The organism is Nitrospirae bacterium YQR-1, assembly GCA_039908095.1.
Classification (GTDB): Bacteria; Nitrospirota; Thermodesulfovibrionia; order Thermodesulfovibrionales; family Magnetobacteriaceae; genus Magnetomonas.
On sequence record JAMOBJ010000034.1, the window covers coordinates 19199 to 35678 of the forward strand.

A 16480-nucleotide genomic window follows, 5' to 3' on the forward strand; every position below is an offset into this window, starting at 1 on the left:
CCCATGTTAATAAGTTTCCTCCTAAGGAACTCATCGTAAGTACTTGTTTTTGAAGGTTTTTTGTCTGTCATTCCAGCTCGGAGACAGGAATGACAACATAAGGCGCATTACTTTTATCAAAGTTTCCTTAAAAAAACCAGTCTCAAACGATCGTGAGCTCTAAATGTTAAAGAAGCCCCGCTCTTTCTAAAATTGTCGGAACCTTATCTTCCATGCCTATGGCCATAATGTGAACTCCATCACAAATCTTTTCTTCTTTTAACTGTTTTATGTGCCGTGCCGTTATGTTAAGCCCTGTATCCAGTGCTTTTTCCTTACCGGCTGCTTTCATCTCATCAATAAGCTCCTGAGGTACTTTAATGCCTGGCACAAAATTATTTAAAAAGTTTGCCATCCCTGCACTTTTTAATACAACCAGTCCTGCAAGTATTTTTACAGGAAACTTACGTGCAAAAGCCATAAACTCCTTAAACTTGTCTATATTATAAATTGCCTGGGTCTGAAAAAACCTTGCGCCGGCCTTAACCTTTTTTTCAAACTTCATCAATTGCGGCTCGATGGGGTTAGACTCCGGTGTCACCACAGCGCCCTGAAAAAATGAGGTGGCGCCCTTAAGGTCCGCCCCTGACATGTCTTTTCCGTTGTTGAGACCGTTAACCACCTGAAGCAACTGCACGCTTTCTATATCATAAACAGGACGGGCGCTTTTCTGGTCCCCTGCGCTTACATGGTCACCGGTCATACACAGCACATTATGTATCCCCAGGACACTTGCGCCCAGTAGGTCAGACTGAAGGCCGATTCGGTTTCTGTCCCTGCAAGTCATCTGTAAGATTGGCTCCAACCCGTGCTCAAGAGCAAGCTTACAAACCGCAAGCGAGCAGATGCGCATAACCGCCGACTGGTTATCCGTTACGTTTACAGCATCCAGCTTACCCTTTAATAACTCCATATCGTGTTTCATCACAGCGATGTCTGTGCCCTTAGGAGGGCCAACCTCGGCTGTAACGACAAATTTCCCCGATTCCAGGGCTTCTTTAAAACTCATTGTTATATTCTCCTTCGTCACTTTATTTTTCTTTCTTTTCTTTACTTTTCTTACTGTCCCCTGCGGCCTCTTTATCCCCTCTGGTGTATAGCTTGTGCGGGCCTTGTTTTGCCGACCAATCCTTGGCGGGAATTATCTCTTCCATCTTATCGAGCTCACCCAGTTTTTTCTGGCGCTCATAAATTCTCACCCACGCACACTTGATATCGGCGCTAACCTCGCAGTTGCCGTCTTTCATTCCACCGCATGGTCCGTTTAAAATCCCCTTGGGGCAGTTCGTTACCGGGCAAATGCTGCCTGTTTTCTCTATCACACAGTCACCACAGAGTGAACATCTCTCGTCAAACATCTGAAAGCGGGTCATGTTACCTAAAAACAGTGAGTCGTTTGACGGATAAACCGCCTTATCCGGGTATATTTCAACAGCTGACTGAGTACCTGCTCCACAGGACATGACCACTATGCAGTCAGTATTGTCCAGAGCCTCTTTGTCCTTTTTCAGCTCCACCTTTGTCCCCAGAGTCTGGCAGCCGGTCTTGGGTATAATCATACCGGTTACCGTCTTTCCTTTAGCTTGCAAATCGCCGGCCATTTCCTTTAATGCCTCATCATTGCCGGTACCACAAAGCGCTGCACACTCCGAACACCCTATTAAATAAAAACTGTTATACTTATCCAGAGTTTGCAGAAGCTTACCCCGGTCCTTCTTTTTCGTTATAATCATGGAATCCCCCTCTCTTTAGAGCTATTTTAGCATATTCTTTGCAGCTTCTACCGTATTGTACATAAGCATGGCAATAGTCATAGGCCCGACACCACCCGGCACAGGAGTTATAAACCCTGCTCTTTCCTTAGCTGTTTCAAACTCAACATCTCCAACAAGTTTTCCATCTGATGAAACATTTATACCGACATCTATAACGGTGGCACCGGGCTTAATCCAATCGCCCTTTACCATCTCGGCCTTACCAACGGCGGCAACCACAATGTCTCCAGTAAGGCAGACCTCTTTTAAGTTAGCCGTCTTGCTGTGACAGACGGTGACGGTTGCATTTTTTCTGAGAAGCAGTAGAGAGACGGGTTTGCCCACTATCACGCTGCGACCGACGATAACTGCATTTTTCCCCTGGCAGTCCACCCCGTAGGCCTCTATCAGCTTGATGCACCCATGCGGAGTACACGGCAAAAAACCCGGCTCATCGAGCACAAGACGGCCCAAAGAGTCAGGGCCAAAGCCATCCACATCCTTAAGCGGGGAAATCCTGTGCATAACCTCTTTCTCACTAAGGTGCTTAGGAAGGGGTAATTGTACCAGAATTCCATGCACTGCCGGGTCGCTGTTGAGATCATCTATTATCTTTAACAGCTCCGCCTGCGTGATAGTATCAGAGACCTTTTTGCCTATGCTCTTAATTCCAAGAGTCTCACAGGTCTTTTCCTTGCTTGCAACGTACTTTTTCGATGCTGGATTTTCACCGACTAAAACCACGGCAAGCCCAGGCACAACTCCTTTAGCCTTCAGGCCGTCCACCTCAGCTTTCAGAGCATCCGTTATCTCCTTTGCCACTCTCTTGCCGTCTATTATCGTAGCTGACATTAATTAAACCTCCCATAATATATTTTGATAATTTTTCCACCGGATACAGGCTCCCCTGCCAAAAGCACGTGAAAGCCCGTTACCCGCAACACTTTACTAATCTCTGCCGCCCTTTATTAGCTCAAGCATTTCCTCTCTTGTTGACTGTTTAGTCCTGAAAATACCGCGCACAGCCGATGTGACCACCCGTGAGCCGGGTTTTTTCAAGCCTCTCATACTGAGACACAGGTGTTCGGCCTCTATTATGACCATAGTTCCGCGTGGTTTCAGGGTTTTCATTATAGCATCGGCCAGTTGGGTGGTTAACCTCTCCTGCACCTGAAGCCTTTTAGCTAAGATGTCAAGCGCCTTGGCAAGCTCCCCTATGCCGACTATGTTTCCCTTATGAGGGATGTAGGCGATATTGGCTTTACCAAAAAACGGCAGCAGGTGATGTTCGCAAATTGAGTAAAACTGTATGTCTTTTAGAATTACCATCTCATCGTGGTTTTCACCCTCTATTGGAACAAGGATTTGTTCAAAGGGGGTTTCCATGCCCGACAGTAACTCCTCATACATGGCGGCCACTCTTTCGGGGGTCCTCAGTATGCCGGGTCTGCCCGGGTCCTCACCAATTCCCTCTATTATCAGTCGTATGCCTTCTTTTATTTTTTCCTTATCCATTGACATCAATTACCTCACAATCGGTCACAATCTTATCAACCCTGACGTCGTGGCTCTCAACAGGCACGGCGGATACCACCTGCCCGGCATAACATATGGCAACAAGATATGGTTTCTTACTCATGGCGGATATAAAATCGTCATAATACCCGCCGCCATACCCAAGGCGTCCTCCGGCTCTGTCAAAAGCAGCCCCCGGCATTACAATTAAGTCAATCCGGCCGGCTGTCGGCGCCTCAGATGGCTCAGGCTCTGAAATTCCCATATATCCGGGTTTTAAACTGCTAAGACCAGTTACTTTATAAGCCTCTAAGATGTGTTTTTCCCTGTTGACCCGTGGAAGGATAACGTCCTTTTTCATAGTAAGTGCCTGCTCTATCATAGGAAACGTATCCGGCTCACTTTTGAAAGACGCAAAAAACATGACACACTGTGCGCCACGCAACTCATCCAAAGTAAACAGCCTGTTTTTGATATAGCTGTCCCTTTGTCTTTTTTCCTCAGCATCAAGTGAGTCTCTGAGGCTTAGTATCTTTTTCCTTAAAGCCGCTTTTTCTTCTTTTAACATTGTAAAAACCATAATGAAAACAGTGCCGGTATCGCATGGGAATCAAACTACTTAGCGGCTACCGTTTAGAAATCTTGTCATCAAGTGCACTTTTTATTGTCTCAATGTCTTTCAGTGCCGAGGGGGCTGCTCTAAATACTGCAAGCCCCTTCATATCAGCCTCTGATATTTCATCATTGAAACGCACTGAACCAATTAATTCCATCTCTTCTATATTATTCTTTATAAATTCTATATCAGCGGTGTTTCTGACCTTACCGGCTACAACGAAAACATGGGAAACGCCGAGTGTTTTTGCCAAATCCCTGACGGTCAGGGCGGTTTGAATGCTCCTTTTGCCGGGCTCAACAACTACTATAAAGGCATCCACCCCCTCAGCCGTTCCTCTTGTCAAATGCTCTATCCCTGCCTCCATATCAACCACTACAACGTCCTCTCTCTCCACAACAAGGTGTTTAAGGAGACGTTTTAAAAACACATTTTCAGGACAGTAGCACCCCGATGAGGCCTCCTTAGACTTACCCATAACAAGGAGCTTTATTCCCTCAACCGTACGGCTGCAACTCTCCGGTATGTCATCCACCCTGGGGTTAAGTTTAAATACGCCTCCCATGGCTCCGGGCTTTGCCCCTGTGCGCTCTGCTATCAGCTCTGCCATCTCAGCTATCGGCCTAATGCCTGCAATCTCCTTGTCACTAAAACCCAGTGCAGTCGCCAAATTGGCGTCAGGGTCGGCATCCACGGCTATCACCATCTTACCCTCTTTAGCATAAAGGTAACTTAACACCGAAGACAACGTTGTCTTACCAACTCCACCCTTACCCGTTACTGCTATTTTCATAACCTCAAGTCTAACACTTTTGCGGTAATTATGTCAAAACTAAGAGAAAAGAAGATGGAAGGTTAGGGAAAGGGCTTTGCACTCTCCCTAAAACCCTCTCCCCCTAATTACCAGAAGTTTTAAAAATTACCGTGAAAAATCTAAGTCTTAAAGACCTTATCAAAATAGTCTTTTTGAAGCTTGAGGAAAACCCTCTTGAGCTTTCACTTAATACCAAGCTGCATTCAATTGTCTAACTTCGCTGGGCTTTGTCAAAAGCTCAGGGGCGTACTCTCCGAATCCCCTGTAAGGGGAGCGGCGCCGGCTCCCAGCCGCCTCGTTACTCTTCTGACTGCAGCTTGGCCTCATTAAAAAGCGATTGTTATGCTTTAACCTGAAATTTTCTCTTAAAAATCCTTTTTGGGGGGACTCGATTTTCTATATCGGATTTTGGGGTTAAAACCAACATTTACAAAACTATAATTTTGTGTTATTATAAACAATATGCTTAAAACAAAGACCGTAGAAAAGGAGTAAGCTAATGCCGATATATGAGTATGTGTGTCAGGACTGCCACAATCTCTTTTCAGTATTACAGAAAATGGGTGAATCCGGGGCAGTTTGTAAGTCGTGTAATTCAACAAACGTAAAGAAGCAGTTCTCAACCTTTAGCTGTTCGGATACTTCATCCGGTTATGGTAATAACCCCATGCCGACAGGCGGTTTTGGCGGTTCATGAGGCGTCTCCTCCTGTTAAACCGTGTGTTTAACAAAATTAATAAAAATACATCTTCCGGGTTTTTGCGGCTTATTTTAGTGCCAGGGATGAAAATGCTTAATGGCTAATAAACTTTTGCTGGTAAATAACAGTGTAACCATCCTCAAGGTGGTTGAGCTGATTCTCTCTGAAGAGGATTTCGAGGTTGTTTTTGTAAATGACGGGCAGGAGGCTTTAGAAAAATTAAAGTCCCTGGTTCCAAACATCATCCTTGCCGATGTGGAGCTGCCAAAGCTTGGCGGCTACGAGCTCTGTAAACAGGTAAAAGCTAATAAAGCCCTTAAAGACATCCCATTTGTTTTACTTATCGGGGCGTTTGAAGCCCTCAATGAGCAAAAAATAAAGGAAGTAGGCGCCAACGATTACCTTTTCAAACCTTTTGATTCCAAAGAGTTTTTAAATAAGATACATACTTATGTCTCTCCATCCGCCCCTGCGGCAGAGTCTGTGGATTTGGGCGATAGCAGCGAGGAGACTCACGCTGAGGAGGAGCCCATCGAGCTGGGTGAGTCCTCTATCATGGATGAAAAAGACATTGACAGCCTGTTTGAAGAAACGCACGTGGAAGAGACCGCCGTGTTTGAAGATGATTCCCTGCATGATGAAAAAGATGATTTTCAGGATTTCACGGATAATGATCTAACCACAAGGGAACTTAAAGATGTGCTGGAGAGCCTCTCGGGTGACGAGGAGGAATCCATGGGGGATATGTCTGATGCGGAACCTATGGAGCTGGAAAACACCTCTATGATGAGCGATGCCGATATAGAGGCACTGCTTAATGAAACAATGGTGGAGGAGACCGTTTCTTTCGATGGAGATATCAGAAAACTTGTTGCTGAATCAACTGAAGAGTCCATCCTTACAGATTTTGATACCACTGGGGATGCAGCTCCGGCTGAACAAGATGGTAAAGACAACGGTGATGAATCTATCGCATCTCTCTTTGACGACATGGACAAAGAATTCCCTGAGGGCGATGTTGACCCAACTATTGACCTTTTGGATGAGGATGTGGGCGCAACTGAAATTATTGACCAAATTGACTTATCAGGTATTGAGGATGATAAAGGTGCTTTTGAAGATTTGAAGGAGTTATCCGGTAGTTTTTTTGTTAAAGATGAGAAATCAAGCTTTGAAACTGCCGATGATACAGATAGTTTTACTCCTAAGGAGCATTTATACAGAGAACAACCTGTGGAAACCACATACAGACCGCAGGGAGACGTTCTCCTTACTTCTTTTGATGTTATAAGCATTCTTAAGAGGAGCCTTGACCATAAGGTTGATATGCTTTTTGATGAGGGACGTATTATGTCTGTTTTTCAGGACTCGGTCAATACATATGTTAAGGAAAACTTCCACAATATAAGCATCGGTCTCGATGACCGCGTCTCGGAGGCTATAAACAGAAAAATAAATGATGTTATCGGCCAGATTAATCTCGATGCCATAATAAGCCAGGTAATATCCGCAACCATTAAAGGGATATTATCCAACACCGTTAATGAAATGTTTAAAATGACAAAGGAAATAACAGAGCGGGTCATTAAAAACACCCTGGAGGAAAACATCCCGACACTTAGAGAGGAGGTTGAGAAGGTTATATGGGAGACAGTGCCGCAGATGGCGGAGAAACTGATAAAGATCGAAATAGAACAGATAAAATCGGAATTCATATAGTGCTATCAACCTCCGACAGGAAGCCGGCAACCCATGGTTAATGATTGATTAAACAAATATTTTTAAACACACAGTCTTTACCCATAGCGGCTGTGTTTGAAAAATTTTTTGTATAAAAGGAATCGCTTCAATGGAAGATACGAAAAAAGAACCACCGAAGGGATATACTCCGGCGGAAATAGAAGATAAATGGTATAAGTTTTGGTTGGAAAACAATCTTTTCACCCCCGAAACCGACAGTGCGCAGCCGGCATTTTCAATAGTAATTCCGCCTCCTAATGTGACCGGTACTCTGCACATGGGACATGCACTAAATGCCACCCTGCAGGATACTCTTTGCCGGTGGAAACGGATGAAAGGTTTTAAAGTGTTGTGGATTCCCGGTACCGACCACGCCGGCATAGCCACCCAAAATGTTGTAGAAAAAAAACTTGACAAAGAAGGACTCAGCCGCCACAAACTTGGCCGGGATGAGTTCATTAGGAGGGTCTGGGAGTGGAAACACAGTTATGGCGGGCAGATAATTCACCAGTTAAAAAAACTTGGAGCCTCCTGTGACTGGACCAGAGAGCGTTTCACTCTGGATGAGGGGCTCTCAGAGGCTGTAACCGAGGTGTTTTTTACCCTCTTTGAAGAGGGGCTTATATACAGGGCACTGAGGCTTATCAACTGGTGTCCGCGCTGCTACACGGCTCTTTCCGACCTTGAAGCCGAACATGAGGAACTTGAGGGAAGACTTACCTACATAAAGTACCCGCTTGAGGATGAATCAGGGCACATTGTGGTGGCAACCACACGGCCTGAGACAATGCTTGGGGATACGGCTGTTGCCGTTAACTCAAGGGATGCCAGGTACCAGCACCTGATAGGGAAAAACCTGAAACTCCCGCTTACAAAAAGAATCATCCCCATTGTTGCCGACACGGAGGTTGATCCGGCCTTTGGCACCGGGGCTGTGAAGGTAACGCCCTCACATGATTTTAACGATGAGGGTATAGCCAAAAGACAGAATCCAAACTTACCTTTTGTTACGGTCATAGGGCTTGACGGTACAATGACACCGGATGCCGGACGCAGGTTTGCAGGCCTTGACAGATATGAGTGCAGAAAACTTGTCGTAGCTGACCTTAAAGAGAGGGGCCTTATTCAAAAAGAAGAAAAACATGTCCACTCTGTTGCAGCTTGTTACAGGTGTAAAACCATAATAGAGCCCCTTCCCACGGCCCAGTGGTACGTCAATGTTGCAGGCATGGCAAAAGACGCCATAGAGTCGGTCAGGGAAGGAAGGATTCGTATTATACCCGATGGATGGAAGAACAATTATTACTCATGGATGGAGGGCATAAGAGACTGGTGCATATCAAGGCAAATATGGTGGGGCCACAGAATCCCTATATGGTACTGTCCAAAGTGTAATGGCTCTGACGGTAAGCCTGGTGGTGAGTCCATATTTGTGGTTCTTTCAAAAAAAATGAGAGGACTAGCTGAGGGAAGCTATGCTCAGCTGACAGAGGCCGGTGTGCAGCATACCGATATAATTCAAAATGCCCAGAGTATCAGGATAGGAATAACGGTTAAACATTTTTCCGGCAGCAGCGCCCCACAGTGTTGTCCTCATTGCGGCAATGCTGACATTATCAGGGACCCGGACGTTTTAGACACGTGGTTTTCATCGGCGCTTTGGCCTTTTTCCACTATGGGGTGGCCTGAGAAAACCAAAGAGCTGAGAGAATTTTACCCGACAAGCGTCCTTGTCACAGCCTTTGATATTTTATTTTTTTGGGTGGCAAGGATGATAATGATGGGGTTGAAGTTTATGAAAGACAGTCCCTTTCATGACGTCTATATTCATGCCCTCATAAGGGATGAAAAGGGGCAGAAGATGAGTAAATCCAAGGGTAATGTGATTGATCCTTTGATTATGATAGATAAGTATGGCACTGACTCGTTCAGGTTTTCACTGGCGGCTTTTGCCGCCCAGGGCAGGGATATCAGGTTTTCAGAGGAAAGGGTGGAAGGCTACAAACACTTCATTAATAAACTCTGGAATGCCTCACGGTTTATTAATATTAATATTGAAAAATATGGATTTGATAGAAAACTAACTATTGAGGAAATTGAAAGACAACTCGGTGCTACAGAGCCTGCACAGATGCAGCTGCCGCAAAGGTGGATTATGAGCAGGCTGGCTTTTGCCGCCTCAGAGGTCAACAAAGGGCTCGATGAGTACAGGTTTAATGATGCAGCAAATGCCGTTTATCAATTTGTATGGTATGAGTTTTGCGATTGGTATATTGAAATGTCCAAGACGTCTTTTGAAAAGTCTTCAGGGATTGCCTCTGACACTTTAAAGTGCCTTCTTTACGTTCTTGACACCTCCCTCAGGCTTCTACATCCCCTTATGCCTTTTGTTACCGAGGAGATTTGGAACTCTTACCCGCATGAGGGAAAAACAATAATGCTCACTCCTTATCCCGACATGCTAAAACAGGATGAGGAGGCACAGCAGCAGATGGATTTCATAATAAATGCCATAACCGGCATCAGAAGCATCCGGGGTGAATTCAACATTTCTCCGTCAAAGAAAATTCCGGTTTTAATCAAGACTTTTTCACACACTGCAAAGGTAAATCTCTTAGCAAACAAAGATTTCATTGTAACTCTCACTAAGGCGGAAAGCCTTGAGATAGGGGATAGCATAGAAAAGACAAAGGGTTCGGTTACCTCGGTTAAGACGGATATGGAAATATACGTTCCCTTAAGCGGACTGTTTGACATTGACACAGAGGTTGATAGGCTTGATAAGGAACTAAAGAGGGTTGAGGAGGCTATCCACGGCTTAAACATAAAACTCTCCAATGAAGACTTTATAGAGCGTGCTCCTAAAGCTGTTGTCGATAAAGAGAGGCTGCGGTACAATGAGCATATTTTAAAGAGAGACCGAATACTGGAAAACATAAGTAGGCTTAAGGAAGCACGATGATACCACCTTCCGTGTCTGAGTTTATAAAAAAAGCCTTAGAAGAGGACATCGGCCATGGGGATATAACAACCATGTGCACCATTGATGAGGCAACAGAGGCGGAGGCTGTGGTGTTTGCCAAGGAGGATATGATTGTTGCCGGAATGCCTTTTTTCAGAGAGGTTTTCAAGGTTCTCGATACATCTGTAACAGTGGATGTCTTAGCAGATGAGGGCACAGCAGTGCAAAAGGGCGATAAAATAGCAATAGTCAGGGGTAAAACCGTCTCATTACTTACGGGGGAGAGATTAGCTCTTAACCTGATTCAGAGGTTATCGGGGATTGCAACTTTGACTGCAAAGTTTGTGTCTCAGGTCAAAGACCTTCCGGTTAAAATTCTTGATACGAGAAAGACCACACCCAATATGAGGTACATGGAAAAGTATGCTGTAACAATGGGAGGCGGGGCAAACCACAGGTTCGGACTCTATGACGGAGTGTTAATTAAAGACAACCATATAAAGGCCGCCGGAGGAATTACAAAGGCAGTGGCACGCGCAAAGAATACTCCGTTTTTGACAAAAACAGAGGTTGAGGTAAAAACCCTTGCACAACTCGATGAGGCGCTCAGTTGCGGCGTTGACGCCGTAATGTTGGATAATATGGATATTGAGCAGATGAAAGAGGCTGTCGGGGTTATCAGAGCAAAGAGCGGCAGTGTTGTCACTGAGGCCTCCGGCAATGTAAAACTTGAAAATGTAAGGGCAATAGCAGGGACCGGGGTTGACGTTATTTCAACAGGTTTTATTACACACTCGGCACAGGCTGTGGACATAAGTATGAAGATTATGTAAGTTTAGTTGATCCATTTGAAGTGGGGGCGGGGGTAGAGGTCCACGTCACGGTAGATTTTGAGGTGGTATTTAACTGTGTCACACAACTATTATGCTCTACAATTTCAAGGAGATACCTGAGGATTCGGCCCTTGTGGTTAAGGCTCTCCGGTATCCAGTGGTATGAATCTATTTTATCGTAGTCGTAAATAATATCAGCCGGGTTATCGTTACAGCGGCTCCATGCGGCTTTTCCCATTGCAGCACCGTTGAGAAGCTCCACGGCGTGGCCCTTAAATCTGCCCTGCATATGTTCATTTTCAGCCTGATATCTGAAATATCCGCAGGTAATCTCACCAATAAAAGCCGCCGCCTCTCGGTCTCTCCAAAACTGGTGATTTGAGGACGGAAAATCTTTTAATGGTTTATGAGTGTCATTTTTTGTAATGTTTACACGGTTTGAAGGCCCTTCCCAATCAAAAATATACCTGACTGTCCCTTTTTTTACCGGAAATCGTGCAAGTGCGCCTGTTGCTATCGTTATCCCTATAGAAAAAGACAAAATTCCCAGATTCTGAGAGTCAACTTCCGTCAGTTCTGAAAAAAAATCAATAGCACCCGCTAATTCTTCCTGATGCTTAGCACCCCAATAATCCTCAATGCCTCCTGTTTTACCACGCCCGCAAGGGTCATAATGAAGCACTATAAACCCTAAAGAGGCTACATCATCCGCCGTAACCTCAGTGTTGCCGTCATAATCTGTTCCACAGCTGCCACCGCCCGGCACAATTACCACGCCCGGATATTTCCCCTGCGGCTTACTCGCATCTATGGGCTTGTGCACATGGGCATAAACACGGTATGGCGCTCCGTACGATGGTTTAATATCTATCCATACCTGCTCAAAAACCGTTTTAAGCGGCTGCATTTGTAAAAACTCCGAAGGGAAAGCAGACCCTCCGGATATATGAAAGAAACCACCTGCCAAACGGTTGATAAAATCAAAAACACCCACCTGTGTACCGGTGTTAATTAATCATTGATAAAACCGTAGTTTTCCATCAGTGATTTCAGTTTTTTGGTATCAATGGGTTTTGTAAGATAATCGTTACAGCCGCCGCGGTAGTAAGCATCAAGTACATCTTTGGCGGAATCAAGGGCGGTTGTCATGATGATTTTAACCTCATCATTGGGTGTAATTCCCATCGCCTTTTCTTTGTCACGAATATTTTTTAACGCTTTTAACCCGTCAAGTTCAGGCATCATGATGTCAAGACAGATAAGATCATAGCCCTGTCCCTCATCCATAGCCAGCATGAAGGCCTCTACCGCCTCCGCCCCGTTTACTGTAACGTCCACATCCCCAAATGGTGTTAAAAAATGCTGCAACAATGTGCGACTTGTAAAGTCATCCTCTGCTATAAGTATCCTCATAAAGTGCTACCTCCATTCTTTAAATTATATAATAATTCCCGTCTATTTTCCTGCAGCATATTCTGTAACCGCCGCAATTAAATCTTTCATTTCTAATTCCATTTTAGTAAAAACAGAGCGCACCTTTTCCATGTCAGGTTTTCTTGCCGCTAATTCCATTCTTAACGCCTCATTTCTTACTAATGAGCCCCCGATATTGGCAGCCATGCCCTTTATGGTATGTGCCTGCGCCTCAATTGCACGGGCATCGGTACCTCTGATTAGTGCTTTTAACTTCTCTATCTGCTTTGGTGCATCATCTAAGAAAGCCGCACAAAGTTTTTTTAGCAACTCAACGTCCTCTCCCAGCCTACTTAAAGAATCCTCAACGTCAAAAGCAATAAGCTTTGGTTTTACAGCCCTGACCGCCTCACTGCGCCCTGCACTTTCAGTGGTCTCAACCGGAGCATATTTGTTTATGATTTCATAAAGCACACTTGCTGCAATGGGTTTGGATATGAAATCATTCATACCGGCCTCTATACATCTTTCCCTGTCGCCTTTCATCGCATGTGCCGTCATTGCTATTATCGTTATATCTTTGTTTATGCTTTTGTCTTTCCCACTTCTAATTATACCGGTAGCCTCAAAGCCGTCCATCTCAGGCATCTGAACATCCATAAAGACAAGATCGAAGCCATCGGTGCTCAGTTTCTCTAAAGCCTCCTTACCTGTGACGGCTGTTACTATCGTGTGTCCCTTCTTTTTCATTAATCTGACTGCCAGCTCCCGATTTACTACGTTATCTTCGGCAAGAAGTATTTTCATAGTCTTGTGTTTTTCCAGTGTGACCGTTGTTTCGGCAGTTAGTGTCTCACTCTGCTGTCCACTGAGAGCCAGGCACGTTGTCTCGGCAAATGCTTGATATTTTACCGGCATCGACAGTGTAACCGACACACCTATCTGGGCACATTTTGCTGCAAATCCAGGACTGAATCCGTAATTTAACATGATTATTTCAAGCTCAGGCCGGTTATTTTCTGATTTTATATCCATCACTGCACTAAGACCGTCGGAATCCCTTAACTCAGGCGATATTATAGCCAGATTTATCGGTGTTCCCGAGGCTGCTGCACGATTAAAAGCCTCTTGCATTTCAGAAACACTCTCAGCCTCATAGACGCTAAAACCACACCACTTTGACATATTCCTTAAAGCCTCTCTGCCTGATTCGTCAGAGTCGGCAATTAATACGGATTTACCGGAAAATACCCTTGCCAAACCTTTCTTAAGCTGAACCCCGTGCTCTGTAACGGCACGACAGACAATGGTGAAGCGAAAAGCCGTACCCACCCCTACAGTGCTGGTTACAGTTATAGTGCCGCCCATTAATGTAATGAGTTTTTTGGTTATCGTAAGACCCAATCCAGTACCGCCGTATTTCCTGGCCGTTGAACGGTCTGCCTGTGTGAAACTGTCAAAAATTGCCCCAATCCTTGATTTTGGTATGCCTATGCCGGTGTCAGTTATGGTACAACTCAGCATGACAGTGCCGTTTAACGCAACCGGCGCCCGCTCTTTGCTCATTTTAAGTGTTATACTACCCTTTTCTGTAAACTTTATAGCGTTACCGCAGATGTTTATGATTATCTGCCTTAATCTTGAAGGATCCCCTATTACAGTTACCGGAACGTCCGGCTCTATAATGCAGTGTAACTTTATCCCTTTTTTCTGGAACTGAACGCCCAGAGGATCAAGGGCTGATTCCACCGTGTCATAGAGATTAAATTCGGTACTGTCGAGCTCAAATTTGCCGGCTTCCATTTTAGAATAGTCAAGAACGCTGTTTAATAAATGCAACAGAGAATGCGCAGAATCTCTGACCATTTCAAGGTTACGTCTCTGTTCGGAAGACAATTCAGTTTCAAGGGTAAGCTCGGTCATGCCGATTATTCCATTCATTGGAGTTCTGAGCTCATGGCTGATACCGGCTATAAAATCACTTTTTGCAACATTGGCTGCCTCCGCCGTTTCTTTCTCTATTTTAAGCTGTGCCTCAGCTTGCTTTCTTGCGGTTATGTCGAAAGAAACCATGAGGTAGGAAGTCAGGTTCCCCTCTGCATCATAAAGAATATTGGTGTTTGTCGCCAAATCCATGTATGTCCCGTTATTTTTTCTGAAACGGTATTCTAAAGAAGAACGAAGCAGCTCATTTTTCTCGACTATTTGCATACATTTGCTAATATCATCAGGATGGATATAAGCCATTATGTCTGTATATAAAAGAGAGTCAACGGAGTAACCTGTATTTAAGGCAAAGGAATGATTAGCAAAAATGATTCGCCAGTTAGTGTCAATTTCCACCACAAAGTCACGCATGTTTTCCACAAGGTTCCTGTACTTATCTACGGAAACCGCTTGTGTCTCTTGCATATCTTCAGACTCCGCCACTTCACCCATTACCTGTAGAGTCCATCCTTTCAAATAATATACCGGCAACGCCGGTTGTCAAGCTCTCTTCTTGCCGGCATGGATAACAAACCGGCTATAGGTATGTTAGCATTTTTTTATAGTTTTTTTATAGTGCTGATGTAAATTGCACTAATTTTATAAAATGTTGTACTATAGAAATGGCTATGGCGGCTGAAAGCACTCTGATAGGGTTTTTAAATGACAAGGAATTCTCAATTCCCCTTGCACAGATACTATTGTTTGTTGCGGCAAATTCGATTTGTTTGCTTCTGGGAAAATTTCGTATGGGTCTTGTCATAACCTATTGTTTTGTTTTTTTCTGGGGGTATGTTTATAAGCGTGAATTCCTTATCGCTACATTTGAAAAAACTGAATGGGGTATGCCGCTCTATGCTTTTTTCGGTACATTCATCCTCATTATGGGCGCAATCGGCTTACTTAAAAAGGATTAGAATTGGTATTACATCTATGAACGCTGCTTGGTATTAGTTTATATATCCTTTAGTTCCTCCCGAATGTCTTTTCTTTGTTGAGGTGTAGCAAGGAACACAAACGTATCTGAGGGGTTTATAAGGAAATCCTCTTTGGGATTATACGTCCAGCCGGTGTCGGTTTTAACAGCAAGAAGCAAAATATCGGGATGTGCGTTGAGGCTGATAGAGCTTAATTTTTTAGGTTTAAAACTCTCCGGTAACGTGAACTCCTCGATTCTGAGGTTTTTGGATTTATCTCTGAGCATAATGTCTAAAAAAGAAACAACAGCCGGCCTGAACATCTCTGAGGACATTCTCATTCCGCCGATAAAGTGTGTGGATACGACCACATCAGCCCCTGCTCTTTCCATCTTGGCAATGTTTTTGAGTTCCCTGCAGCGGGCTACTATTTTAATATCAGGGTTTAACTGCCGTGCACTTAGACATATGACAAGGTCCAGGTTATCATCCCCTGCTGCGGCAAAAAGCCCCTTTGCCCTTTCTATGCCGGCATGAAGCAGCACGTTGTTGTCAGAGGCATCCCCTTGTATATACAGTTGTGCGGGGCAGAGTTCCAACACTCTGTCAATTTTTTTCTTATCAATATCTACAAGGATTGACGGTCTCGCAGTAGCATTTAATTCATCCACTATATAAAAGCCGTTGCCCTCGGCTCCGCAGACTATATAGTGATTAGACAGTTTTTTTATCTTGTTTTCCATTTTATTTATCCAGTATGCCTCCTTTAGGTCTCCCTCTATGATAAAAGCTGTGAAGTTTGAAAGTAAATAGCTCATTGTTCCAATGCCCGTCAATGCAAGAAAGATTGTAAAGACCCTGCCGTAGGGTTTATGTGACATGTCTATTATCTCACCAAAGCCGATTGTAGCAATGGTTGAAAAGGTCATATAAAAACAATCTATAAAAGAGTAATTTTTATTTCCTATATACCAGTATCCAATGGTACCGATGATAGAAATAAAAAACAGAGGTATTATGCCCAGTAAGAATTTTTCATAATAATGGGTGAGTATCTTCTTTTCCAAATTTCGTTACCAACAGCCTGAATTATCTGTAGCCATGCTGTAGCTACTGTCTAATTGCAGAAGTTTGCGATAGTTTTTCAGAGTTATATCCTTTTTATAATGGCTTGCAAAATTTCGTTGTCAA

The 16480-nt window shown here is 44.2% G+C and carries 15 protein-coding genes; 5 read left to right on the forward strand and 10 right to left on the reverse strand.

The annotated features are described in order from the left end of the window. Nucleotides 1-166 precede the first annotated feature (166 nt). The 6 genes from H7844_13520 to H7844_13545 form a co-directional block, all read right to left on the reverse strand. On the reverse strand, nt 167-1048 hold the full coding sequence (locus tag H7844_13520) for a methylenetetrahydrofolate reductase (protein ID MEO5358297.1): 882 nt from the start codon (nt 1046-1048) through the stop codon (nt 167-169). A 22-nt stretch (nt 1049-1070) separates the two neighbouring features. Further along, a complete protein-coding gene (locus H7844_13525) occupies nt 1071-1772 on the reverse strand; it encodes a methylenetetrahydrofolate reductase C-terminal domain-containing protein (protein MEO5358298.1) in 702 nt (233 codons plus the stop codon). A 21-nt stretch (nt 1773-1793) separates the two neighbouring features. Next, entirely contained in the window at nt 1794-2645 is an 852-nt protein-coding gene (folD, locus tag H7844_13530; GenBank protein ID MEO5358299.1) for a bifunctional methylenetetrahydrofolate dehydrogenase/methenyltetrahydrofolate cyclohydrolase FolD, read from the reverse strand. Between the two features lie 96 nt (nt 2646-2741). After that, a complete protein-coding gene (gene folE / locus H7844_13535) occupies nt 2742-3308 on the reverse strand; it encodes a GTP cyclohydrolase I FolE (protein ID MEO5358300.1) in 567 nt (188 codons plus the stop codon). Then, the gene (locus H7844_13540) at nt 3301-3876 is read right to left on the reverse strand and encodes a 5-formyltetrahydrofolate cyclo-ligase (protein MEO5358301.1); all 576 of its coding nucleotides are present in this window, start codon (nt 3874-3876) and stop codon (nt 3301-3303) included. Before H7844_13540 ends, folE begins: the two co-directional genes overlap by 8 nt. 58 nt (nt 3877-3934) lie before the next feature. Beyond that, entirely contained in the window at nt 3935-4717 is a 783-nt protein-coding gene (locus H7844_13545; GenBank protein MEO5358302.1) for a carbon monoxide dehydrogenase accessory protein CooC, read from the reverse strand. Between the two features lie 520 nt (nt 4718-5237). Here H7844_13545 and H7844_13550 point away from each other — a divergent pair. From H7844_13550 to nadC, 4 genes are all read left to right on the forward strand, one after another. Beyond that, the gene (locus tag H7844_13550) at nt 5238-5435 is read left to right on the forward strand and encodes a zinc ribbon domain-containing protein (protein MEO5358303.1); all 198 of its coding nucleotides are present in this window, start codon (nt 5238-5240) and stop codon (nt 5433-5435) included. Between the two features lie 99 nt (nt 5436-5534). Beyond that, nucleotides 5535-7157 (forward strand): response regulator, encoded by a 1623-nt coding sequence (locus H7844_13555; protein MEO5358304.1) that lies wholly within the window; start codon nt 5535-5537, stop codon nt 7155-7157. A gap of 130 nt (nt 7158-7287) precedes the next feature. After that, nucleotides 7288-10140: a valine--tRNA ligase gene (locus H7844_13560; protein MEO5358305.1), complete on the forward strand. Its 2853-nt coding sequence runs from the start codon at nt 7288-7290 to the stop codon at nt 10138-10140. Beyond that, nucleotides 10137-10973: a carboxylating nicotinate-nucleotide diphosphorylase gene (nadC, locus tag H7844_13565; protein MEO5358306.1), complete on the forward strand. Its 837-nt coding sequence runs from the start codon at nt 10137-10139 to the stop codon at nt 10971-10973. Before H7844_13560 ends, nadC begins: the two co-directional genes overlap by 4 nt. Here the strand turns inward: nadC and H7844_13570 are convergent. From H7844_13570 to H7844_13580, 3 genes are all read right to left on the reverse strand, one after another. Further along, on the reverse strand, nt 10966-11880 hold the full coding sequence (locus tag H7844_13570) for a hypothetical protein (protein ID MEO5358307.1): 915 nt from the start codon (nt 11878-11880) through the stop codon (nt 10966-10968). The genes nadC and H7844_13570 overlap by 8 nt on opposite strands. 104 nt (nt 11881-11984) lie before the next feature. Beyond that, a complete protein-coding gene (locus H7844_13575) occupies nt 11985-12386 on the reverse strand; it encodes a response regulator (GenBank protein MEO5358308.1) in 402 nt (133 codons plus the stop codon). Between the two features lie 42 nt (nt 12387-12428). Next, complete coding sequence (locus H7844_13580) at nt 12429-14825, reverse strand: response regulator (protein MEO5358309.1); 2397 nt, start codon at nt 14823-14825, stop codon at nt 12429-12431. Between the two features lie 176 nt (nt 14826-15001). Here H7844_13580 and H7844_13585 point away from each other — a divergent pair, with 176 nt between their 5' ends. After that, complete coding sequence (locus H7844_13585; GenBank protein MEO5358310.1) at nt 15002-15289, forward strand: hypothetical protein; 288 nt, start codon at nt 15002-15004, stop codon at nt 15287-15289. A gap of 38 nt (nt 15290-15327) precedes the next feature. Here H7844_13585 and H7844_13590 read toward each other — a convergent pair whose 3' ends face one another. Next, entirely contained in the window at nt 15328-16356 is a 1029-nt protein-coding gene (locus H7844_13590) for an NAD-binding protein (GenBank protein MEO5358311.1), read from the reverse strand. Nucleotides 16357-16480: the final 124 nt, after the last annotated feature.